This is a genomic window from Lujinxingia vulgaris (assembly GCF_007997015.1).
GTDB classification, from domain to species: Bacteria; Myxococcota_A; Bradymonadia; order Bradymonadales; family Bradymonadaceae; genus Lujinxingia; species Lujinxingia vulgaris.
Genome location: NZ_VOSM01000007.1, coordinates 152797 through 175200, shown reverse-complemented (window position 1 = coordinate 175200; position 22404 = coordinate 152797). Strand labels below are relative to the sequence as shown.

The following is a 22404-nucleotide window of genomic DNA, read 5'->3' as shown; positions in this document are numbered from 1 at the left end:
GCTCGCCAGCCCCTCCTCTGTCCCGGGGCTGGCGAGCGCCTCCCACGCTGAATATGGCGAGCTCCTCGTGCTGAGCGCCTCGCCAGCCCCCCCTTACTTCGAACCATTGGAGATCGATTATGGCAAAGCACACCTCCGATCTGGCTGAGCGCGCGCAGGCCAGCGCTGATTTTCTCAAATCTCGCGTCAGCGAGAGCCCCCGCATCGCCATGATCCTGGGGAGCGGCCTGGGCGCCATCGGCGATCAGCTCGATGAGGCCACGGCCATCGACTACGCCGACATCCCCCACTTCCCCGTCTCGGGTGTCGAGGGCCACAAGGGCCGCCTGGTCTTCGGCAAGCTCGAGGGCGTGCCGGTGGTCGTGATGCAGGGCCGCTCGCACTTCTACGAGGGCTGGACGATGCAGGAGGTCACCTTCCCGGTGCGCGCCTTCCACCTGATGGGCATCGACCACCTGGTGGTCACCAACTCCGCCGGCGGCATCAACGCCGACTACGCCCCGGGCGACCTGATGATCATCTGCGATCAGGTCAACTTCACCGGCCAGAATCCCCTGCACGGCCCCAACGAAGACGCCTTTGGCCCGCGCTTCCCCGACATGAGCGATCCTTACGCAAAAGAGCTCCGCGAGCTGCTTCACGCCGTGGCCAGCGAGGAGGGCATCGCCGTCAAAGAAGGCGTCTACGCCGGGGTCGCCGGCCCCAGCTACGAGACCCCCGCGGAAGTTCGCATGCTGCGCACCATGGGCGGCGACGCCGTGGGCATGTCGACGGTCCCCGAGGTCATCGTCGCCAACCACTGCGGCATGAAGGTCGCCGGCATCAGCTGCATCACCAACTACGCCGCCGGCTTGAGCGACACCAAACTGCACCACGACGAGGTCAAAGAGACCGCCGACCGCGTCCGCGAGACCTTCACCGGCCTTGTGCGCGGACTCGTCAAAGTTTTGGGCAAAACCCTCTGAGCCGCGGCTCAACCCCCACCCCGGGAGGCACGCATGAGTGAGCAGGACGAGCCCTTTGGCGCCATCTCCGAAGAGACCTGGCAGCGACTGGAGCAGGCGGCCATCGCCGTGCGCGAGCGCGCCTACGTGCCCTACTCCGGCTTCCCGGTGGGCGCCGCCCTGCTCACCCCCGAGGGAGAGATCGTGGTGGGCTGCAACGTGGAGAACGCCACCATCGGCGCCACGGTCTGCGCCGAGCGCAACGCCATCGGCGCGGCCGTGGCCTCCGACAAGCGCGAATTCGTGGCCCTCTGCGTCGTCACCGACGTCGAGGAGCCCTCCGCCCCCTGCGGCATCTGCCGCCAGGTGCTGGCCGAGTTCTGCGACGATCTGCCGATTTTGATGATCAACCCCCACGGCCAGCGCCGCTTCACCACCCTCGACACGCTCCTGCCGATGCGTTTTTCGGGCCGCGATTTTTTAGAGAAAGAGTGACGGTGAGCCCCCGAAAGGCTGAAATGCTCGATCTCAGGTGCTGAGCGTGTCGCTCTGCAGCTAAAACGCGCGTTCTCAGGTGCTGATCGCCTCCCTCCGCAGCTGAAACTCCCCTTCTCAGGTGCTGATCGCCGCCCTCCGCAGCTGAAACTCCCAGTCTCAGGTGCTGATCGCCTCATCTACATTTTGAAAAAACCGCGATCAGCACCTGTTTTCCTTTCCTTCAAATCCAACCACGCGTTCTCAGCACCTGAGATCGTGTTCGCACACGTGCTCACAGCGTGATCAGGTGCTGTGCACGCGTGATTCAAGCGCAGACATGCCCGATCAGCACCTGATCGCAGGTATTTCAATCTGCAGAAGAGGTTCTCAGCACCTGATCGGGCATATTTCAAATTGAAGTACGCGCGATCAGGGGCATAAAAGCTCGCGGATCGCCGATCTGCCCCTGTTTACCCGACACGTTTACCCGACACGCCATCCCTGGCGAGCGAGTGTCGGCGATTCAGAAGGGAGTGCGAGCGACGAGGGTCAGGGCAATCGCAAAGTCCCACAAGGTTTATTTATAGGGAACCCACCCAATCCGTAGGGAGGGGTCTTGTGCCCCTCCGGAACTCCCAGGGCGGGGACCCACAAGGGGTCCCCCTACGGTGGCGGGTGGTGGGGACCTACTTTTCGATTGCCCTGCGACGAGGGTGGGATCGGCTATCAGCCGCTGAGAGGTTCTGGCACACTTCTGGCACGGGCGACGCCCCGTAGTCGTATGCGCACCTTTTGCATTGTGGGGTGCCTTCCCTTTTCCATTCGGCGCCGTCCTGGTCTACACTGCCGGCTCACCGACCTTCCTGGCTCCGAGTTCCCTCGTCCGCGGACCTTAAGCTGTGCCATCTGCCGTAGATCCCACCCATTTTGGCCCCTTTCGCATTCTTGCCAGCGCCGGCAAGGGTGGCATGGGAGAGGTGTTTCGCGCGGTGCACCTGGACCGCGAGGTGGAGGTGGCCGTCAAGGTGATGTCCGCCCGACGCGCCCGCGATCCGCATTTCAGCTCCGCGCTGCGCGCGGAGGTCCGCGCGGTGGCCCGGCTGCACCACCCGGGCATCATCATGGTCTTTGACTGCGGGGAGGTCAGCCCGCAGATCGAGCGTGAGACCGCCGGGCGTTTTGTGGCTGGCTCCTCCTGGCTGGCGATGGAGCTGGCCAGCTACAGCCTCCAGGATCTCGACCGCAGCACGCTGGACTGGTGGCACGTGCGCAACATCCTGGTGCGCATCCTCGATGCGCTGGCCCACAGCCACGCCCGCGGGGTGATCCACCGCGATTTAAAACCCGCCAACGTGCTCTTTGTCGACGACGCTCAGGGCCGCCAGCTCAAGCTCTCGGACTTCGGGCTGGCCCACGCCCTCGACGACGAGCACCTCGAGAACGAAGAGACCCCGCGCAAGATCTCGGGCACCCCGCGCTTTATGTCGCCGGAGCAGATCACCGGCCAATGGCGCGATCACGGCCCCTGGACCGACCTCTACGCGCTGGGGTGCCTGGCCTACTGGCTGGTCGACGGGGAGCCGCCTTTTCGCGACGGCGACACCGACGCGATTTTGCGTGGCCACCTCCAGGGGATGCTTCCGCCCCTGCGCGCGCCTTTTGCGGTGCCGCGGGAGTTCGGGGTGTGGCTCGGGCAGCTGTTGGCCAAAAACCCCATGGATCGTTTTCAGCGCGCGGCCGACGCCGCCCAGGCCCTCTTTGCGCTGGGGGAGCCCGATGGCGAGGAGCGCCCCGGCCAGCCGAGCCTCCTGGGCTTTGTGGCCCCCTTGAACCCCTCGCTTGCCCCCTCCTCAAGCGTCGACGACCTGGGGATGACCGAGATCTTGAGCGACGTGATCAACTCCCCGCCCTCGGTCCCGGAGCTGCGCGCCCTGGAGCGCCCCCCCTCCTCCCCGCGTCACCGGGCGGTGGGCGCGGCCTACAACGTGCCGCGCACCTGGCATCGCAAAGAAGCCCCGCCCCTCTCGCTGGAGATGGTGGGCGTGGGGCTGGGGCTCTTCGGGCTGCGCCAGGTGCCGCTGGTCAACCGCGACGCCGAGCGCGACGCCCTCTGGGAGTCCCTGCGCGAGGTCGCCCACCACAGCCGCCCGCAGGTGGCGCTCTTGCGCGGGGGCACCGGCACCGGCAAGAGCCGCCTGGCCGGCTGGATGGCCGAGCGCGCCCACGAGCTGGGCGCGGCCACCCCGCTCACCGCCACCCACAGCCCGCTCGAAGGCCCCGCCGACGGCCTGGGCGGCATGATGGCCAACCACCTGCGTTGCGTGGGGCTCGCCCGCGAGCGGGTGCTCGAGCGGGTGCGCCAGAGCGTCTCGGATACCTCTCTGGGCCCCGACGATCTGCACGACTGCCTGGCGCTCACCGAGATCATCTGCGCGGCCACCCTCCCCGATTACCGCGAGGATGAGGCGCGCATTCGTTTCCGCACCCCGGCGGAGCGCTACGTGGTCATCGAGCGCTTCCTGCGCCGCTTCTCGCGCACGCGCCCCCTGCTGGTCGTGCTCGACGATCTGCAATGGGGCAACGACGCGCTGGCCTGGCTGGAGCATCTTCAGCGCTCGCCAGAAGCCAAAAACCTGCCGCTCCTGGTCGTGGGCACGGTGCAGACCGACGCGCTTCTGGAGCGTCCGCTGGCTCGCCAGCGCCTGCGCGAGCTCGCCGGTCAGGAGCCCGTCTCCACCATCGACGTGGGGCCGCTGGCCGACGCCCATCAGCGCGAGCTTGTAAGCCAGCTGCTGGGCCTCGACGCCACGCTCGTCGAGCAGGTCACCGCGCGCACCGGCGGAAACCCTCTTTATGCGGTGCAGCTCGTGGGCGACTGGGTGGAGCGCGGCGTTCTGCAGCTTGGCCCCGGAGGCTTTCAGCTGGTGGAGGGGGAGTCCGGGGCGATGCCCACCGACATCCACCAGGTCTTTCGCGAGCGCCTGCGCCAGATCGTGCGCCACGATCTGCGCGAGGCCCCCTCCGACGCGCTGCTCGGCCTGGAGCTCGCCGCGGTGCTCGGCACCGAGGTTCACCGCCGGGAGTGGAAGGCCGTCTGCCGCAAAGAAGGCGTGCCGCTGCCGCTGCTGGCCGTCGACCAGATGGTCGCCACCGATCTGGCGACGCTGGCCGGCAAGGGCTGGAGTTTTACCCACGAGGCGCTGCGCGAGACGCTGGTGCGACTGGCCGAGGAGCAGGGCCGCCTGAGCACCCACCACGCCCACTGCGCCCGGGCCCTCGAAGAGCTCTACTCACCAGCACAGCCAGGCCTGGCCCTGCGCCGGGCCCGCCACCTCATCGCCGCGGGGCTCCCCGAGGAGGCGCTGGAGCCGATGCTTCAGGCCGCCGGCCAGGCCCGGGTGCGCTGTGAGTTTGAGCTGGCCCACGCCCACCTGCAGCGCTACCAGGCGCTGCTCGACGAGCTGCGCGTGGCCCCCGACGACGCGCGCCGCGCCGAGGGCTGGCTCGAGCGCGCCATGATCCTCATCCGCCAGGACGAGCTCGCCGGCGCCGACGAGGTCCTCGATCGCGCCATCGCCGTGGGTCGCGCCCGCGCCAACGAGCGCATCATGGGCTGGGCGATGCAGCTGCGCGCCGACGTGGCCAACCGCCGCGGCCAGATCCCCGAGGGGCTGGTCTTTGTGGAGGAAGCCCGCGCCATCTTTGAGGCCACCGGCGACGTCATCGGCCAGGCCCGCACCTCCCAGACCCTGGCCGAGCTGCGCTACTGGGCCGGCGAATATTATGAGGCCGAGCAGCACTACCGCCGCGCCCGCCAGCTCTTTCGCCAGGCCGGCGAAGATCTGGAGCTCGCGCGCGTGGAGATGGCGCTGGGCGCGCTCTACACCACGCTGGGCAATCCGCAACGCGCCACGGCCATGCTCCTGCACGCCCGCGAGGTCTTTGAGCGCTTTGGCGACGTCGGCGAAGTCGCCAGCGTGCTCAATAACCTCGGTGAGGTGCATCGCCAGGTGGGGAATCTGCACCAGGCCGAGCGCGCCTACCTGGAGTCGCTGGCGATGCTCGAGCGCATCGGCATGGCCGACGACGTGGTGGTGCTGGTCAACTTAGGCATGGTGCGCCTTGTGCAGAACCACGTCGACGACGCCGCACCCCTCTTCCGCAAGGTGCTCACGCTGGTGGAGGGCTCCCAACGCGGGGGGTATCTGGCCTTTGCCCACCTGGCGAATCTGCCGGCGGCCGCCCACCACCAGCGTTGGGAGCAGTGGGACTATCACCTGGCCCATGGCGAGCCGCTGCTGGAGACGACGGGCTTTGTCGACGCCGATCTGGCCGTGATCACGCGCGACGCCGGAGAGCGAGCGCTGCGCGCCGGCAAACTTGCCCGGGCGCGGCGGGCGTTGCAGATCGCGCGGGCGCAGTGGCTGAGCATGGCCCGCCAGGATCAGGCCGCGGCCATCGATCGCATCTTGCTGCGCGTGCCTTAACATCCACGGACATTAAAAAGCGGGGGCCTTGAAAACACGGCGCGGGTGCGCTTGTTTTGGGGGCATTTGCGCCCTCAGCAAACGTTGTTGAAGAGCGGGCTGAGGGCGTTGTCGCGGCGGTCATGAAGACGCCGGGAGCCAGCGTTGACGTCGGGTCTGCTGCATCGCGAGCACCGCAGCATCAAGATCGACTCACGACGTCGGAAAACCAACGCATCATCACAGCTAACCAGTACGAGGGGGCGTGCACGCCGGGTGACGAGCGGGGTCTCGTGAGCGCGGCGCGGCGGGTTACCCCCGGGGGGCGGGGGCCCCGAACCATGGCGACACACGACGAGCAAGAAGCTCCTCTTCACCTCACGATCATTGGCGGCGGCTCGGCGGGCTGCACCGCGGCGATGTGGGCCGCCGACCACGGCGCGCGCGTCACGCTGGTCAACGACGGGCTGCCCCTGGGCGGCAACGCGCTGCACGTGGGCGTGTTTCCCGCGCGCCTCTTTATGCGCGCGGCCACCCTTCGCCACCGCGCCGCCCACCCGGGCCTGCCGGGCCCTGGCAGCGCCACCCTCGATGTGGACTTAAAGGCGCTGAGCACGCATGTGCAAGACTGCATCGAACGCGCGCACACGAGCCTTGTGGCGGAACTTCGCCGGCGGTCGGGGGTGGAGCTCGTTGACGGGCGCGCCACCCTGAGCCTTGGCGCCGAGGAGGAGCTTCGGGTCGAGGTGGGTAAACGCAGCTGGAGCTCCGATCGCGTGCTGCTCACCTGCGGCGCCACCTCGCAGCCCCCCCGGGTCGAAGGCATCGAAGAGGCCGAGACCTGGAGCCTGCGCGACCTCATCGCCTGCTCGCAGCTCCCCCCTTCTTTGATCTTTTTTGGCATCAACGACATCGGCCTGACCTACGCCCAGGCCTTCGCGCGCCTGGGTGCCCAGGTCACGATCCTCCACGAAGAAGATCGCCTCCTGGACGCCGACCACAGCGAGGCGCTGGAGACGCGCCTCATCGAGTCGCTGCAGGCCGAAGGCATCGAGGTGGTGCTCGGCTCCAAGGTCACCCACCTGGAGCGCCGCAGGGCGCGCACCCGTGCGTTGGGTACCCACCGGGGCGCCCCCACCCACTGGGAGGCTGCTCGCGTGGTCGTCGTCGACAACCGCCGCCCCTCCACCGAGGGCCTGGGCCTGGAGGCGCTCGGCGTCAGGCGCGACACCCGCGGCTTTGTGCACGTTGACGAGTCCTTCTGCACGGCCCACAGCGCCATCTTCGCCGCCGGCGACGTCATCGGCCGCGGCACCCGCACCCACGCCGCCACCCGCGACGCGGTGCTCGCCGCCCAGAACGCCGTGATGCCCTCGCGCACCGCCGGCTACACCCCCACCGTCCCCTTTGTGATTCACACCGACCCGCCCCTGGCCGCGGTGGGCTGGGACGAGGCCCAGGCCCGCCAGGCCGGCTTTGAGGCGCGCTGCCTCACCCTCGATCTTCGCGACCACCCCGCCGGCGCCTTCAGTGAGGCCCCAGACGGCCTGATTCAGCTGGTGGTCGATGGCCGCTCCAACCAACTTCTGGGCGCGCGCCTGCTGGCACCCGGCGCCGCCAACGCCATTATGGAGCTGGCCGTCGCCCTGAGATCCGGGCTCACTCTCCCCGAGCTCGCCGCCCTGCTCCACCCTCCGGCCACCCTGGCTTCGGCCATCGCCGCTTGCGCGCGACAACTCAACTCAGGCGCCTGAGCACGCGCTCCAGCGCTTTGTTTTTGCGTTACGCAAAAAGTACTGATAGACCCTCCTTATCGTTGAATATCGCGCTCGCGACCTCGTCTAAAGCGCACAACACTGTTGTTGTCCTTCACCCACCCGGGTGACCTTTTCTCTACCTGATGTTTTGGGAGGGTACGATGAACACCTTGATCAAACGCACTGCCAACCTCACCCTTATCGGCGGTCTCTGCCTCACCATGGGCGTGGGCTGCGTCACGGAAGACGATCCCCAGGATCGCCCCAACGACCCGGATAGCTGCGAAGAGATCAACAGCGGCGAAGCCTCCGGTGGCGCCACGCTCTCCAGCGACAGCTGCTACCAGATCAACAACCCGCTCAACGTCTCCTCGGGCAAGCTGGTCATCGAAGCCGGCACGACCGTCTTCATGGGCGCCGGAAGCTCCATCACGCTCAGCGGCACCGGCACCATTGAGGCGGTGGGTGAGGAAGATAACGGGATCCTCATCCGCGGCGTCGACGAGGAGCGCGGCTACTGGGGCGGCATCTACATCAACGAGACGGGCACCTCGAACCACGTGCTCGAGTACGTGACGATCCGCCACGCCGGTGGCGAGCGCTTCACCGGCTCGGACACCTCCAAAGGGGCGGTCTACGTGCGCGGTGAGTCGCGCCTGAGCGTCTCGAACTGCGCGTTTGAGCAGAACGCCTTTGCCGGCATTCACGCCGACGGCGACGCGAGCACCGTCACCGTCGAGACCACGAGCTTCACCGACAACGAGCTCCCGCTGCGTCTTCGCCCCAACCACTTCGTGGGGCTCGGAGACGATCTGGTGATCAGCGAGAACGACGCGGATCATATCTTGATGACGGGCTCCGCCTCGACGGTCTCCCTCTCGGGCACCTGGCCGGGCTACACCTACCGCATCACGCGCGACCTATCGGTGCAAGCCGACATCACCATCGCCGCCGGCGCCACGCTGGAGTTCGCCCAGGACGCCCGCGTCACCATCGCCGCTGACACCGGCTCTCTGAATATCGCCGGCACCGAAAGCGCCCGCGTTACCCTTCAAGCCGTCAATGGGGAGCGTGGCGGCTGGGGTGGAATTCATTTCGAGAATGCGTCCTCCACCAACAACCGGATCAGCCATGCGCTCATCGCCCACGGTGGCGGCAAAGCCTACAGCGGCAACGGTGATGCTCGGGGCGCGGTCTTTATTGATGGTGACGCCTCGCGCCTGACCATCGAGAACACGACCTTCGACAACAACGACTACGCCGCGCTCCACGCGGCGACCCGCGAGGGAGAAGTCAACGTAAGCGGATCGACGTTTAGCAATAACGCCAATCCTCTGCTTACGCGCCCCAATCAGATCGGCGGCTTCAGCGCCGATCTGGCGTTTGTCGACAACGATCGCCAGGCTGTAACGGTTTTCTACAACAACACCGGCGCGGTCACCAAGCTGACCCGCGACCAGACCTGGCCTGCCTTTGAGGTTCCTGTACGCCTGAGCGCCAGCGTCATCGTCGAGGGCCACCTCACGCTGAGCCCGGGCTCAACGTTTGAAGCTGAGAGTGACATGGGCATCGACGTCAACGGTGGCCGGCTCACCGCAGACGCCACCGACGGCGACACGATTGTCTTCAAGGGCACCGAGGAGCTCTCCGGCTACTGGCAAGGCTTTCGCTTCGCGGCGAGCCGTTTCCCCGACAACAAGCTCATCAACGTAGAGCTGAGCAATGCTGGCTCAAAACGCTGGACCGGTGACTCCGAAACCCAATCTGCACTCATGATCTACGACGACTCTCGTGTCACGGTCAGCGACTTGACCATCACCGGCAGCGGCCGGCACGGCATCCACGTCGGCACGGGCGGCGAGCTTGTGGGCTGCACCGGCCTGAGCATCAGCGGCAGCGCCGGCGAAGACTTCTTCGGCGCGGTGGCCGACGCTACGGCCTGCCTTCCGCTCTAAGCTTCACAGGCATGACGCGTCGGCGGCTTATCGCCACCGACGCTGACAAAAAAGCCGCCCGGCGACGGGCGGCTTTTTTGCGTTGGGGGTCGTCCCGACGTCTAAAAACGCGTCGCCAGACCCAGCTGCCCGCCGAGCTGCCAGTGGGCCATGGCACCAAAATGGCGCTGCGCGCCGGCCTCAACCTCCAGCGAGAGCATAGGCACAAGCTCCAGCGACCACCCCAACGCGGCGCTCACACCGGGCGCTCCGACCGAGCGCATGCCCATGACCTGCATCGAGGAAAAACCCAGGCGAGTGTAGAGCCCGGCCACAGCGCGAGCGGTGGCGTGGGGGGCTGGCTGCCAGCGTGCAGCCAACTCCCAGCCGTTGAGCGGGAAGTTGCCACCGAGCATCATCATGCCGTACTGCACGCCCACCTCCGCAGCGAGGTAGGGGCCCACGTGCACCCGGGCTCCCAGGCCGGCGCGCCAGGTCTTTCGGTCAAAACAGCCGCATGCCACCGCTCGGTAGGCCGCCATCCCCCCGCGGGTAAAGACGCCGACCCCGAAGAGCCGCGTGCTCCTTTCTTCAGACGCCACGGCGTCTTCGCGCAGCGTTTCTTCAACCTCAACCGAAGGCGCGTTGAGGTCGAGCGTCGCCCGCGCGCCCTCCTCGGCGAGGGTGGTCGCACCGGTGAGCATCGTCGCCATCAGCACCACCGCCGCCACAACGTGTCGCTGGCTCATTGCACCCCCTCCAGGTAGCGGCGCGCGCGCTGCAGCAGCACGTCCTTCTCTTCGCTGAGCGCCCCCTGCTCCGGCACCACCTCATACCAGGCAGCCGCCCCGGCGAGGGGGATGGTTGGCTCCAACCCATCTTCGGTGTTGTGGCCGCTTAAGGTCTCCACCACATAGGTCGAGACCTGAAACCAGAGGCCATCGACCAGCATCAGACCGCGATCCGGGGACGCCGCGCCACCGCCGGTGCGCTCTCCGAGGAGCACGCCGCGATGATCTTCACGCATGCGGTGCGCGAAGTAGTTGGCGGCCGAAAAGGTGCCTTCATTGACCAGCACCACAACCTCGCCAGGGTAGGTCTCACCGCGCGAGCGCGCCTGCATATGGCGATGCACGCGCCCCTGACGGTCGACGAGCGCAAAGGGCGCGCCGTCCTCAGCCACCAGACGCCCGAAGAGCCCGTCGCTGACCGAGGGGTAGCCGCCGCCATTATCGCGCAGGTCGATGATCAGCCCCCGGGTGTCCATCAGCTCGTTCATGAGGCGATCAAGGCGATCGAGGTCATCGATGAACCCGAAGGTTTTGACGCGCAGGTAGCCGACATCGCCAAATCGGCGGATGAAGGGCTCGTGCAGCACGGCGTGTCGGGTGAGCTGTACGACGCGCCCCGAGGCCGTCTTCAGCGTCACATCGGTGCCCACCTCGCCGGCGAGCGCAGCGTCAGCGCCCAGGAGCAAGACCTCGCCAGAGGTGCCGCGTTCGGCCGAAGCCAAAGCGCTGCGGAGCACCGGGGGGGCGGGCCGGCCGTCGATGGCCTCAATCACCTCCCCGGGCTCAAGCCCCACCCCCGGCGCTACGCTGCGCACCACCACGTGTTCGCCGCGCAGCGCCAGCTTCACCGGCGGCGCACCCACCTCCTCCAGACGGTAGCGCTCCAGGCGCGTGTGCCCGTCTTCGAGCATCGCTAACGACTGCGCCAGGGAGAGCACAAAAGACTCATCGTCGAGCTCCGGATCGTCGAGCGAGGCCCATAAACCCTTGAAAAACAACGTCATATCGACCCCCTTCTGCTCGGCGAAGGGGTAATGATCACGCACCATCGCGTCGATCGTCGAGACCATGCACTGCCGCGTCTCGGCCTCGAGCGGAAAGTCTCCGCAGGCCGGCCCCGTCTGACAGCCGCTCTGCGCCAACACACACGCCCACAAGGCGCACGCCACCAGCCAGCGTCTCATCCTTCCCCCCCGGGTTGTCGATTCGCTCAGGACGCCTCTACAGCGTCTCTACAACGCCGTGAGGCAATGGTGACGCCTTTGGATGCGAGATTGAGAGTGACGTGAGCAAGGCGCAAACCACAGGCGATGCTCTTAGCATCGTCGAGGATTTGCAACGCAGCTCAGGGTGCTCTCTATGCAGCAGACATGGCGTCAACGTTGGCTCACGGCGTACTACTCAAAGCTAAACGCCGCCTCCCCACTTTACAGCTGCAACCCCGCCCGCACGTCCTTGCTGTAGCCGCCGGCCAGCTGCGTGGCCGCCTTGCGCGTCGCATCATCGATGCGGTCGGGCGTGTGCACCTGCAAGACCACATAGAAGTTGCCCTGTTGGGTGCCGCGCTTGACCCCCTGGCCCTTCAGCCGCAACTTCGCCCCGGAGTTCACCCCCTCGGGCACCTTCACCGTATAGTCCCCCCAGGGAGTCGGCACCGAGATCGAGGCCCCGCACACCGCTTCGGGAACCGTGATGGGCACATCCAGATAAAGATCGAGCCCTTCGCGCCGCAACTTCGGGTGCGGCCCGACCTTGAACTCCAGCAGAAGATCGCCCCGTTCGCCCTTGCCCTGTCGGGTACGCGGCGCCGCCCCACCCTTTCCCTTGATGCGAAGACGATCGCCGGTGTCCGTCCCCTCCGGCACGCGCACCGTAAAGGTCTTCGTCTCGCCCTCCGAGAAGGTCAGCTCGGTGCCCTTGAGCGCGCGCATGAACTCAAGATCGATCGGCATGACGTTATCACGCCCCTTGAGCGGGTTGACCGCCCCGCCCCCGAAGCCCGCCCCGCCAAAACCGGGTCCGGCCCCACCGCCAAACATCGAGCCAAAAATATCCTCAAAACTCGCGCCCCCCTCAAAACTCGCCGACGTCGCGCTCCCCCGGCGGCGGGCGGCACGGGCGCGTTTGGCATCAAAGCCCTCACGCAACCCATCGAAGCCGAACTCGTCGTAAAGTTTGCGCTTTTTAGGATCGCTGAGCACATCAAAGGCCGCCGAGATGCGCTTAAAACGCTCCTCGGCCGCCGCATCCCCCGGGTTGACGTCCGGGTGATTCTCCCGCGCCAGCTTTCGATACGCCTTCTTGATCGTGGCCGCGTCCGCTTTCTTCGAGACGCCCAGGATGCCGTAAAGATCGTCTTTCATCGCCACCACAGGTTCAGGTTAAACATTAGACCCGTCTCAAAATCACGAATCCCCCCGCAAAAACGCGCTCAGTCGAAGGAGGGCTCAATAAAGCCCGGCCCCAGGTTCTCGCGGTTGCGCCCCTGGCGCCCGATCGACCATCCCGAGCAGTCGGCGCTGGCCGCGGCGGGGTCCGGCGGGCTCTGCTGCGCGCGCTGGTGCAGGGTCACCGCAAAAGACGCGCCGCCCAGCGGCAGCCCCACGCCGGCGGGCACATAGCCGATAAGCCCCACCACGTCCGGGCGATCGCCCACGTTGCTCACCGCGCGATCGAGCTCCACCAGCCAGCTGATGAGCTTGCCGCGGTGCGCCTCCAACGCCTCATAGGCCGGGGCCACGGCGGTGCCCAGGCCGGGCTCCAGGCGCTGACGCGTCAGCGTAAAGACCTTGGTCAAGAGCGTCTGGCCGTGAATCAGAAGGTCGTGCAGCGCGCGACTTGAGTCGAACCCCTCGGCAACGCGCGGGTCGGTCCGAAGCACCGCCAGAGTGCGCAGCGCACCGGCCACCGCACTCAGCGTGTGCTCGCTGGCGTGGAAGTGATGATCGAGCGCGCGCTTGATGACCTCCTCGGCCTTCACCTTATGGCGAAGCGTGGCGCGCACCGTCTGCAACCACATCTCCAGCTCGGCCACGGCCATATGGATGGCGTGCTCGCCAATGCGATCTTCGGCGGACTCTTCTTTACGCGCGGCGACCAGCGCCTCCGCCTCGGCCAGCAGCGCCTTGCCGCGCTCCACCCCGTCCTTATTCAGCCCCGCCTTGCTCATCGCTTCGCGCACATCCGGATACGCCTCCCAGGTGTGCGTCGCCACAAAGGCATGAGCCATCAAACGGTATACGGGCGTCGACATGACATCTCCTCACTCAATCAGGTGTGCGTCAGGCGCACGAATCTTCAAGAAAGTTGCCCCGAACGGGCGCGCCAGCATAGCCCAGCCCCCCCACCTCGACAAGATGGGCCGGCTACGCGTCAAAGGTCAGGGCTCAGGCTCAGATGTTGATGTGAATGCGGCTGGCGTCAATGCCTGCGGCCATCATCCGCTCGGTCACAGCCTTGATCATCACCGCCGCACCGCTCACATACACCGCCGCCTCGTGTACCGGCAGCCCCGTCGCCTCAAAGGCGTCCTGAACGTAGCGAAACTCCCTGCCCTCTTCAGCAGCGAGGTAAACCGCCACGCCCGCCTCCTCCAGCTTCCTCAAACGTTCGGCGTACGCCCGATCGTGCTCGTGGCGCTCCCCGTAGAAAAGCGCGATCGACTCCGGACCGCCCGGCGCTTCAAGCCACCGGTCGATAAGCGGCAGCACCGCGGCGATGCCGCTGCCGCTGGCAAAGAGCAGCGCGTTTCGGGCGCGCGCTGTCGCCGGCTCAAACCCGCCGCCTTCGGCCAGGCTCACCTCCACCTCGGCCCCCACACCCAGCTCCGAGAGCGCGCTCCCCAGGTCGCCCTCGGCCTCGATCAGAAACTCCCACACCGGCCCCCGCGCCCCGGCGATCACATAGAAGTTGGGCGGATGCCCCTCGATCCCCACCGTCGTGTACTGCCCCGGACGCAGGTAGCTGGCCGCAAACTCCGCGTCGACCTCCACCTCCAGCCGGCAATAGCGCGCCCCCACACGCTCGTTGGCGCGCAGCTTAAAGCGCCGGCGCACCCGACGCGCCTGCGGCGGTGCGGCCGGCTGCGCCGTCAGAAGCTGCTCCACATAGGCCTCAACCTCGGCAGCGGGTCGCGCCGGCAACGCCACAACCCCACCCTCTTTACCGCGGCCCAACCCGCAGATCGTCACCTCGCCAGCCATCACTTCCGCACGCTCGCCAGTGTCGCGCTTGACCCACAGCCCCCCCTGGGCCGAGAGGCCATCGGCCACACCCCGCATCGCCACGCCCTCCTGCTCAAAACGCACCTCGCGCCCGCGCGCGGCGTCCAGCGTGTCGAAGGCCTCCATGAAGTCCTCCAGCCCGCCGGCCTCCAGACCCGCGCAGGCCCCCAGAATCGCCCCGCGCACCGCCTGGATGATCCTTAGACGATCAAAAACTCGCCCGTTTTCTCTCAAAAGGCTCGTCGCCTGGTCGCGAAGCTCGGCGGGAAACTCCCCACCGGGCACGTTGACGTTGATGCCCACGCCCACCACTACGCCCTCAAGCCCGCCCACGCCGGTGGCCGCCTCACTTAAGATGCCGCCGAGCTTACGATCGCCGATATAAAGATCGTTGGGCCACTTCAGCCGCACATCGCCCCCGCCCAATTCGCGCAGCGCCTGGGCGATCGCCACGCCGCAGGCCAGCGTGATGCCGGAGATTCGCGAGGCATCGAGCTTCGGCCGCAACACCACCGAGAGGTACACGTTGGCGTTGGCCGGCGAATACCACACCCGACGCTGCCCCCGATCTTCGCGGCGGCCGCGCCCGGCGCTCTGCTGCTCAGCGACCACAGCGCTGCCATGCGGCGCCCCCTGATGAAGCGCCTTGAGCGCTTCATCGTTGGTCGAACCCACCTCGGAGTGCACCATAATCGGAGGTTGCTGCTGCCCGCTCATCCTTTGCTCCCGCTGCTCTCGCGCAACTTCATCGAGACGTCCACCGCGCTGGCCGAATGCGTCAGCGCGCCGACCGAGATGATATCCAGCCCGACATCACCCAGGTCCTTGAGGCGCTCGCGGGTCATATTGCCGCTGCCCTCGATCACAACATGCGCGCCACGCTCGTGCTGGCGAATGATCGCCACGGCCTCAATCATCTGCGCGCGACTCATATTATCGAGCATGATGATCTCGGCCCCCGACTCCAGCGCCTCACTCACCCGCTCCACCGCGTCGATCTCCACCTCTACCCGCACCGAGTGCGGCGCCTGCAGCCGCACTCGCCGCACCGCCTCAGCCACCGAGCCGGCCGCGGCGATGTGGTTGTCTTTGATCATCACCCCGCTGGCCAGGTTGTAGCGATGGTTGGCCCCGCCGCCGCAGAGCACCGCGTATTTATCAAGCGCACGCCAGCCGGGGAGGGTCTTGCGCGTGTCCACCACGCGCGTCTGTGAGTCGCCAAGCGCCGCCACAAAAGACGCGGTCAGCGTGGCCACACCGCTCATGCGCTGCATAAAGTTCAGCGCGATGCGCTCCCCTCTCAGCAGCGAGACCGTCGGCCCCTGCAACCTCGCGACCACCTCGCCATGCTGAAACGCGGCGCCATCTTCCCGCTCAAACGCAACCTCAATAGCGGGGTCCACCCGGGCAAAGACCGCGCGGACCACCGGCGCGCCGGCCAGCACAAAATCCTGCTTGGCCACAAGCTCGGCTCTGCCCCACTCCCCGGCAAAAAAGGCCTGGGAGGTCACATCAAAACCGATCTCATCCTCATCGATCGCCAGATCAATGAGCTGCTCAATTCGCGGGCTGATATACAGATGCATCGGGTTCACTCGCTTCGGGGAGGGGGACAACAGATGGCGAGGGCGGGCAGGCGCGCGCCGAACCGTCGCGCGCAGTCGGTCGACACCTTACTCTCAGATCGATGGCCGGCAAGGGAGCGACCCACAAAAAAAACCGGCCTCCTTTAAAAGGAGGCCGGCTCAAACGCATTGCTGCTGGCGAGGCTCAGTCGCCCACGCACACATTGGTGCGGCCGTCGCCACGCTCATCGCGCACATCATCGCAGCGGTAATCTTCGCGGCAATCCAGGGAGCGCTCGCACATCGGCAGGCACACCCCGCCGTTGCGATCCACACAGGCGGTGTCCAGCGGGCAATCATCGTGGCGATCGCAGGAGTAGGTGCACATCCCGAAGGGGTAATTTCCGTCACGCAGGCAGCGGCTCTCCGGGGCACAGTCGCGATCGTCGCGGCACTCCGCGCCCACCACGGCACCGCCGAAGTTCCCGCAGCCCGAGATCATCATCACGCTCACCATCAGGGCCGACACGCTCAACATACGCTTGATCATGCGCTCTCCTCGTCGCTCTCTTGGATCTGCATCGCCGCCACAATCGGCAGGGCTTCAAGCTCCGGGCGCAGCTCCTCAAGACCGAGCGCGCGCAGGTTGGCCCACACAAAGTGGTAGCGATCCAGCAGGGGGCTTGTCGGCGGAAGCTCCAACTCGCGCAGCGCAAACTGACGCGGATCTTCGTTGGTGCACCGACCGTCGGACTCGAAGACCATCGCATAACTCGGACCGGGCAACAACGAGTCGCACCAGGCAAAGCGCGGGTGTCCCTCCTCGTACATCGTCAGGTGCAGGCTGCCCAGGTGCGGCTCATAGCCAAAGAACGCCCCGCTGCAGCGCAGCTCGCTGAAGAGCTCCTCGGCCCACTCCGCCCCCAGAAAACGCTCATCCAGATCGACGCCCGGCTCCGCCACCAGGGTCAGCGGACCATCGGTGGCCACCATCACGCCGCCCTCCCATCGCTCCGGCTGGGCGGTCACCTCGCTGAGCCCGATCTCCAGGATCGGCGCGGTGCGCTTGAGCGCCTCGACCACCCGCGATGGCGAGGCGTCGATGACCACCTGCGAAAACCCCGGCCACTGGCCGGTCTCCTCATCCGGGCTGCCCTCTCCGTCCCAGAACTCCACTGAGCTCTGCTCCCCTAAATCCAGACGATGAATTCCCTCATCGTCGATCAAATACCACTCTCGCTGCATGCAAGGCGTCCGTGTCTGATGCTGCGGTCACGGAGACATCGTGTCTCCCGGCTCTGGACGCACGAGCCTTGATCGCAGCGGGGACACCCGCAAGAAATTAGCCCAAAAGGCGGTCTGCGAACGCGCGAGCAGACCGACCTTCGGACGCACTCAAATCGAAAAATCGAAGCCCACGTAGACGATAGCGCGCAAACCCTCGTTGATCCGCTCCTCCCCCGGACCGGCGTTAACCGGCACCCGGGCGTACTGAGCCCCGATCCCTAAGTTGAGGTCGAGCACCGGCCAGCCCAGCACATCGACCTCCGCCCCCACACCGGCATTATACCCGGTGCTGGCAAGGTCCAGCGCAATCGAGGGCCCGGCCTCCGCATAGATCGCCAGGCGAGTCGATGGAACCATAAAACGCGCGTGCAGGTTGGCGTCGACCTGGGTGTAGCTCAGCTCCGGGTCGGCGAAGGTATGGCGCGCGAAGTTGACCTTCCCGCCGATCGCAAACGCGTCAAAACCCAGCATCAACCGAGCGCCGGCGCCCAGACTCTCGATCTGGCGCTGACTCCCGCCCAGCTCAACCTCTTCGAGTTTGGTCTCTTCGATGGCCACCGGCAGCCAGCGCACGTCCACGCCCGCGCGTACCACCGCCTGGGCATCTGTGGCCGATCCCACCAGCACCGCCGCTGTGACCACCGCCGCCAACCACACCTGAATCCAACGCATATCGACCTCGCACTTGCCAGGAGCTACTGAATTTAATCACGCCAGCGGCAAGGCACTTCAACCGCTCACGCTGCTTCGACGCACGTGGTGCGTGTTTTAATCAATCCAACGCGCACTTAGCGCCCCCGAACGTGATACCGCCGGGGCAGCGTCGCCACAAAAAAAGACGGCGCGGGGAGCCTCCCCGCGCCGTCTCTTCAATCCTCGTCGCCCTCCTCGCCAGTTCAACCCCTGGCGAGGAAGTTCTGCACACGACTTCAGCGCTGACCCTGGTGGTTACGCGCCGCCGAGAGCGCGTCCTGAACCATCTGCTCGCGCTTGCCGGCGTCCTTCCAATCCTCGCGCGCCGACTCGCTGAGGCTGTGAAGCGGATCAAAGTAGGTGAAGAGCTGTCCCGGCTTCACCGAGGGCGCGCTGTACACACTCACACCGGTCTCCCGGTCGTAATGCTCGTAGGAGTGCGCCTCGCGCTTGCCGCCGCCGCCGGGCGCGTCCACCACAAAGGTCGGGGTGTTGAAGCCGGCCGTCGCGCCGCGCACGAACTTCTCGATATCGAGGTTCGTCTGCAGCGAGGTACGCAGATCTTCGACCCCCTGCACCATATCGTGCTGGTAGACGTAGTAGGCCTCGACGTTGATCTCACCCAGGCGCTTGACCAGAAGACGCATCGTCTCCGGATCGTCGTTGACCCCGCGCTGGAGCACCGACTGGTTGCGCACGGTGATCCCCCGCTCAAAGAGCGTGTTGGTGGCCCGGCGGCTGATCTCGGTGATCTCGTTGGGGTTATTGAAGTGGGTGTGAATGGCGACCTGCTTGTGCACCTTGCGACCGTGCTCGGCCACACGGGTCACCGCGTCGAGCCAGCGATCGTCACTCAAGATCTTCATCGGCATCACCGCCAGCCCCTTGGTCGCAAAGCGGATGCGACGGATGTTGGGGATCTCAAGGAGGCGCATGCCGATGGCTTCGATATGCTTAAACGCCAGGTTGTAGGCGTCGCCCCCGCTGATGACGATGTCCTCAAGCTCCGGGCGGCTCTCAATGTAGGCAAAGGCCTCTTCCCAGCGCTTCGGGCTGACCTTCAGGCTGACCTTCTCCACCACGTCGGTGTCCACGCCGATGGCGTAGCTGCGCGTGCAGAAGCGGCAGTACACCGGGCAGGTGTCCAGGGGCAGAAAGAGCGCTTTGTCGTGGTAGCGGTGAGTCAGACCCTCAACCGGCGCGTCGGCCTGCTCATGCAGCGAGTCCAGGGTGAGCATCGGGTGGTCCACCGTCAAACGAGAGGCCACCGGAATGAACTGCGTGCGGATCGGGTCGTGCAGCGGGTCGTTCCAGTCGATCAGGCTGAAAAGATACGGCGTCACCCGCACCGCCATCGGTGCCAGGTGAAAGCCGCGCAGCACATCGTCGACAAACGCTTTGGGCGCCAGCCCCTCCATCAGCTCAATGAGCTTGTCCTCGCCATAGAGCGAGTTCTTCATCTGCCATTTGTAGTCGAGGAACTCCTCCTCGCTCACATTGGCAAAGGCCGGGATCTCCCGCCAGAACTCACCATCTTTGAGCTCGCGGTGACGAAGCACCGAGGGGTCAACCGGCGGGCGCGCCTTGCGCTCGGCAGGCGGTGCGGCATGGGATTTCGGGGCTTTCTCGGGGGTGGGGACGTTCTCTGCGCTCGCCATGGGGTGTGGACTCCTCAAAAAGTTCCAGATTGAATCGTGAAAGTGGCGCAGCGGGCCGTAACCGCGCTCAGAGTCCACACTCGCCAGGCCTTTTGAAGGCGGCGAGTCCGGCTCGCACAATCTGGAAACTTCGAGGCTCAGTGTCAAGTGTGCAGGTCGGCGCCCCCCCTTCCATCAGCCGCTCAACCGTTCGTGAAACCCGCCCCGCACAGGGCCGCTGGATCAGGGCTGCCAGACCAGCGAAAACCCGATCTCTCCGCCCAGGCGAAACGCCCCGGCCGCGCCCGCGTCGATCGGTGCGCGCTCCACCCGATCGCTGTCGGCGTAGACCGGCTCCATCGCATCGAAGTTCGCGCTGGTGTGGCCCGCAAGCCCCCAGGCCCCGGTCAGCGCCAGCGAGAGGGTGCGGGAGCTGTTTTGCAATAGGGTCACATCCACCACTGCCTGCGCCGTAAACGCAAAGGAGCCGGCGCTGCCTTCAAAGCGGTTGCTCCAGTTGGCGGAGGTGCCGCCGTCGGCGTAGAGGTCCAGCTCGTGATGCATGTACCCCAGCCCCAGACGCGCGGCCGGGCGCAGGCGATCATTAAAGAAGCGCATCCCATAGTCGACCTCGGCCATCACCGCGGTGCGCTCCCAGTCCAACTTCATGGAGTTATTAAAAGGCGTCGCGCTGCGCGTATCGCCGTACACCACCACGCCCAGGCCGAGCTCCTCCATAAAGAGGCCCTCCACGCCCAGGCGCAACGCCGGCCCGGTGCCCAGGCCCATGGCCACCGCGTCGTTGGTCGCCGGCACAAAACGCCCCGAGTAGGTCAGGCTGTAGCGCAGACCATCGGCCACCGGCGCCTGCTGCCCCGGGACCTCCTGCCCCGGCGCTGCTTGCGCCTGAACCTCCTGCGCTTGCGCCTGCGGCATCCCCAACCCCATCGCTCCGGCCACCAGCATCCCCAGCGTAAGCGCGCTCTTCGTCGTATCTCTCATCATCAACCTCATCGTTTCCTTCAGGGGTGCCGGACTCATCGGCTGAGCACATTCTGGCGGGTGACCTCAAAGAAGGAGCGCGCCCGCGCCGTCTGCAGATCGTTGGTGGGAATCAGCGTGAGCGTACCTCCGGCGCCGCCGTGGTCGATCACCAGCAGATCCTGTGAGGCAATCAGCGCCACCGAGCGCGCCGCAAGGTCCAGGCGCGCGCTGCTCGTGCGCCCGCTCTCAATCTCCAGACGCGCCACCCCGGCGGCGTTCTCATACACCCCGAACGCCTCGCCATCATGCAGCACCACACCACTGATGACGCCGGCACCGGCGATATAACTCGCCCGACTCGTGTTCAAATTGATCAACGAAAACCCGGAGTTATGCGCCACAAGCACCCGCTGCAGGTCTTCCGTTTCGTCGACCCAGACACGCCGGGGCGCCGACTGCAGCCGAATCGCCTCCACGCTCTTACCCACCGTGGGCGTCTCACTGCTCAGCGTGATGAGCTCCGGGCGAATCATCGCCACCAGCGTGTCATTAGCGCTGTAGGCCATCAGACGCGCCTCAGTGCCCTGCCCGTCTTCGGTCGGTGCCTCAAAGCGCACAAGCTCGGTGGCCGCGCGTCCCAGCGGAAGCGCGTAGGTATCCGACTCCCCGCTGAGCACATCGACCATCGTAAAGCGGGGCTGCGCCCCGTCGATGGCAAAGATCCTCCGCCCCACCTCCTCTAAATCCATCACCTCAAAGCTCACGGGCCGCGCCCCGGCGTAGAGCTGGTTGATGGCGATATCCAGCCGACGGTTGCTCTCGGCGCGCGCCGCCGGCTGCAGCACGATCTGGGTGATGTCGCTGCCCACATCAGTCAGCACAAAGATGCTGACGGTGCCCGGCGCCTGCGGATCTTCCTCGACTACAACCTCCACCTGCACCGGCGTACGCGGGGTGTCGGCCTGGCTGACCGTCAGCGGAATCGCCCGCAACTTGTCGGCGGGGCGCTCCGCGTCCAGGTCCATCAGCGTGATCTCGCTTGTCGCAAGCCCCAGCGCCAGCCGGTACTCCTGGCCATCGAGCTCAAAAGGCGGCGCAAAGACCACGTCGCGCGCCCGGCTGAAAAGCGTGAGCACCTCCGCGCTCTCGTCGGCCCCTTCCCGAAGATCGATGACGGCCACCTCGTTGAGGTTGCGCGCCTCATCGGTGTTCTGGCTGCCGGAGTGACGCAGCACCATAAACTCCCCGTGCGGGTCGATGTCGGCACGGTCGTAGGGGCTGTTGAGCGCGATGGTGCGCGTGCCCCCCTCCACGATGTTATGCAGGCGAAGCTCCGGGGTGGCGCCACCGCCCAGCACATAAATGCTCTCATCGTCGCCCAGCGCCTCGATCACGCTGACCTGGCGCATCGTCTCCATCCGCTCGACCTTCAGCTCGCCCCAGAGCGCATCGCGGGTCGGCTCCACCATCACCAGCTCGTCGCGGACCTCATCGTAATAGACCAGCTCCTCGCCGACCTGAAGCGGGCCAAAGGTGTTCTGATCGTCGGTCCAGGGCTCGGGCTCAATCGGGCCGCAGCCCGCTGCCATCAGTGTCAGCGCGGTGAGCGCCACAGCCAGGGGTTTATTCGTCTGCATCACTGCCTC

General features: G+C 66.2%; 17 protein-coding genes. 5 read left to right on the top strand and 12 right to left on the bottom strand.

Annotation, left to right across the window (positions count from 1 at the left end; translation table 11 throughout):
- The first annotated feature begins 119 nt into the window (after positions 1-119).
- The 5 genes from FRC98_RS14705 (at position 120) to FRC98_RS14685 (ending at position 9599) form a co-directional block, all read left to right on the top strand.
- Entirely contained in the window at positions 120-965 is an 846-nt protein-coding gene (locus tag FRC98_RS14705) for a purine-nucleoside phosphorylase (protein ID WP_146982195.1), read from the top strand.
- A 33-nt stretch (positions 966-998) separates the two neighbouring features.
- Positions 999-1439, top strand: coding sequence for a cytidine deaminase (cdd, locus tag FRC98_RS14700; RefSeq protein ID WP_146982194.1), 441 nt, complete (start codon positions 999-1001; stop codon positions 1437-1439).
- A gap of 881 nt (positions 1440-2320) precedes the next feature.
- Positions 2321-5908 (top strand): serine/threonine-protein kinase, encoded by a 3588-nt coding sequence (locus FRC98_RS14695; protein WP_146982193.1) that lies wholly within the window; start codon positions 2321-2323, stop codon positions 5906-5908.
- A gap of 320 nt (positions 5909-6228) precedes the next feature.
- Entirely contained in the window at positions 6229-7641 is a 1413-nt protein-coding gene (locus FRC98_RS14690; protein WP_230467640.1) for a dihydrolipoyl dehydrogenase family protein, read from the top strand.
- 164 nt (positions 7642-7805) lie between these two features.
- Positions 7806-9599: a right-handed parallel beta-helix repeat-containing protein gene (locus FRC98_RS14685; RefSeq protein ID WP_146982191.1), complete on the top strand. Its 1794-nt coding sequence runs from the start codon at positions 7806-7808 to the stop codon at positions 9597-9599.
- 101 nt (positions 9600-9700) lie between these two features.
- On the opposite strand, the gene FRC98_RS14680 is transcribed toward FRC98_RS14685, so the two are convergent.
- The 12 genes from FRC98_RS14680 to FRC98_RS14625 all read right to left on the bottom strand — a co-directional run bounded on the left by FRC98_RS14680 (position 9701) and on the right by FRC98_RS14625 (position 22395).
- Positions 9701-10327, bottom strand: coding sequence for a hypothetical protein (locus FRC98_RS14680; RefSeq protein ID WP_146982190.1), 627 nt, complete (start codon positions 10325-10327; stop codon positions 9701-9703).
- Positions 10324-11553: a S41 family peptidase gene (locus tag FRC98_RS14675; RefSeq protein WP_146982189.1), complete on the bottom strand. Its 1230-nt coding sequence runs from the start codon at positions 11551-11553 to the stop codon at positions 10324-10326. Before FRC98_RS14675 ends, FRC98_RS14680 begins: the two co-directional genes overlap by 4 nt.
- A gap of 243 nt (positions 11554-11796) precedes the next feature.
- Entirely contained in the window at positions 11797-12732 is a 936-nt protein-coding gene (locus FRC98_RS14670; RefSeq protein ID WP_146982188.1) for a DnaJ C-terminal domain-containing protein, read from the bottom strand.
- A 68-nt stretch (positions 12733-12800) separates the two neighbouring features.
- Positions 12801-13622, bottom strand: a complete 822-nt coding sequence (locus tag FRC98_RS14665) for a hypothetical protein (protein ID WP_146982187.1) — start codon at positions 13620-13622, stop codon at positions 12801-12803.
- A 139-nt stretch (positions 13623-13761) separates the two neighbouring features.
- Complete coding sequence (locus FRC98_RS14660; protein WP_146982186.1) at positions 13762-15309, bottom strand: biotin--[acetyl-CoA-carboxylase] ligase; 1548 nt, start codon at positions 15307-15309, stop codon at positions 13762-13764.
- Positions 15306-16178 carry a carboxylating nicotinate-nucleotide diphosphorylase gene (gene nadC, locus FRC98_RS14655; RefSeq protein WP_146982185.1) on the bottom strand — a complete coding sequence of 291 codons (873 nt, stop codon included), beginning with the start codon at positions 16176-16178 and terminating at the stop codon, positions 15306-15308. Before nadC ends, FRC98_RS14660 begins: the two co-directional genes overlap by 4 nt.
- Positions 16179-16362: 184 nt before the next feature.
- Entirely contained in the window at positions 16363-16707 is a 345-nt protein-coding gene (locus FRC98_RS14650; RefSeq protein WP_146982184.1) for a hypothetical protein, read from the bottom strand.
- Positions 16704-17402: a hypothetical protein gene (locus FRC98_RS14645; protein ID WP_146982183.1), complete on the bottom strand. Its 699-nt coding sequence runs from the start codon at positions 17400-17402 to the stop codon at positions 16704-16706. Before FRC98_RS14645 ends, FRC98_RS14650 begins: the two co-directional genes overlap by 4 nt.
- A 150-nt stretch (positions 17403-17552) precedes the next feature.
- Positions 17553-18116, bottom strand: a complete 564-nt coding sequence (locus FRC98_RS14640) for a hypothetical protein (RefSeq protein WP_146982182.1) — start codon at positions 18114-18116, stop codon at positions 17553-17555.
- 257 nt (positions 18117-18373) lie between these two features.
- Positions 18374-19795 (bottom strand): KamA family radical SAM protein, encoded by a 1422-nt coding sequence (locus tag FRC98_RS14635; protein ID WP_146982181.1) that lies wholly within the window; start codon positions 19793-19795, stop codon positions 18374-18376.
- Positions 19796-20017: 222 nt separating this feature from the next.
- On the bottom strand, positions 20018-20776 hold the full coding sequence (locus FRC98_RS14630; RefSeq protein ID WP_146982180.1) for a hypothetical protein: 759 nt from the start codon (positions 20774-20776) through the stop codon (positions 20018-20020).
- A 35-nt stretch (positions 20777-20811) separates the two neighbouring features.
- Complete coding sequence (locus FRC98_RS14625; protein ID WP_146982179.1) at positions 20812-22395, bottom strand: hypothetical protein; 1584 nt, start codon at positions 22393-22395, stop codon at positions 20812-20814.
- Positions 22396-22404: the final 9 nt, after the last annotated feature.

Coding starts and splice junctions, on each gene's coding strand:
- FRC98_RS14705 (WP_146982195.1), top strand. CDS start 120: ATGGCAAAGCACACCTCCGATCTGGCTGAGCGCGCGCAGGCCAGCGCT.
- cdd (WP_146982194.1), top strand. CDS start 999: ATGAGTGAGCAGGACGAGCCCTTTGGCGCCATCTCCGAAGAGACCTGG.
- FRC98_RS14690 (WP_230467640.1), top strand. CDS start 6,229: ATGGCGACACACGACGAGCAAGAAGCTCCTCTTCACCTCACGATCATT.
- FRC98_RS14685 (WP_146982191.1), top strand. CDS start 7,806: ATGAACACCTTGATCAAACGCACTGCCAACCTCACCCTTATCGGCGGT.
- FRC98_RS14680 (WP_146982190.1), bottom strand. CDS start 10,327: ATGAGCCAGCGACACGTTGTGGCGGCGGTGGTGCTGATGGCGACGATG.
- FRC98_RS14675 (WP_146982189.1), bottom strand. CDS start 11,553: ATGAGACGCTGGCTGGTGGCGTGCGCCTTGTGGGCGTGTGTGTTGGCG.
- FRC98_RS14670 (WP_146982188.1), bottom strand. CDS start 12,732: ATGAAAGACGATCTTTACGGCATCCTGGGCGTCTCGAAGAAAGCGGAC.
- FRC98_RS14665 (WP_146982187.1), bottom strand. CDS start 13,622: ATGTCGACGCCCGTATACCGTTTGATGGCTCATGCCTTTGTGGCGACG.
- FRC98_RS14660 (WP_146982186.1), bottom strand. CDS start 15,309: ATGAGCGGGCAGCAGCAACCTCCGATTATGGTGCACTCCGAGGTGGGT.
- nadC (WP_146982185.1), bottom strand. CDS start 16,178: ATGCATCTGTATATCAGCCCGCGAATTGAGCAGCTCATTGATCTGGCG.
- FRC98_RS14650 (WP_146982184.1), bottom strand. CDS start 16,707: ATGATCAAGCGTATGTTGAGCGTGTCGGCCCTGATGGTGAGCGTGATG.
- FRC98_RS14645 (WP_146982183.1), bottom strand. CDS start 17,402: ATGCAGCGAGAGTGGTATTTGATCGACGATGAGGGAATTCATCGTCTG.
- FRC98_RS14640 (WP_146982182.1), bottom strand. CDS start 18,116: ATGCGTTGGATTCAGGTGTGGTTGGCGGCGGTGGTCACAGCGGCGGTG.
- FRC98_RS14635 (WP_146982181.1), bottom strand. CDS start 19,795: ATGGCGAGCGCAGAGAACGTCCCCACCCCCGAGAAAGCCCCGAAATCC.
- FRC98_RS14630 (WP_146982180.1), bottom strand. CDS start 20,776: ATGAGAGATACGACGAAGAGCGCGCTTACGCTGGGGATGCTGGTGGCC.
- FRC98_RS14625 (WP_146982179.1), bottom strand. CDS start 22,395: ATGCAGACGAATAAACCCCTGGCTGTGGCGCTCACCGCGCTGACACTG.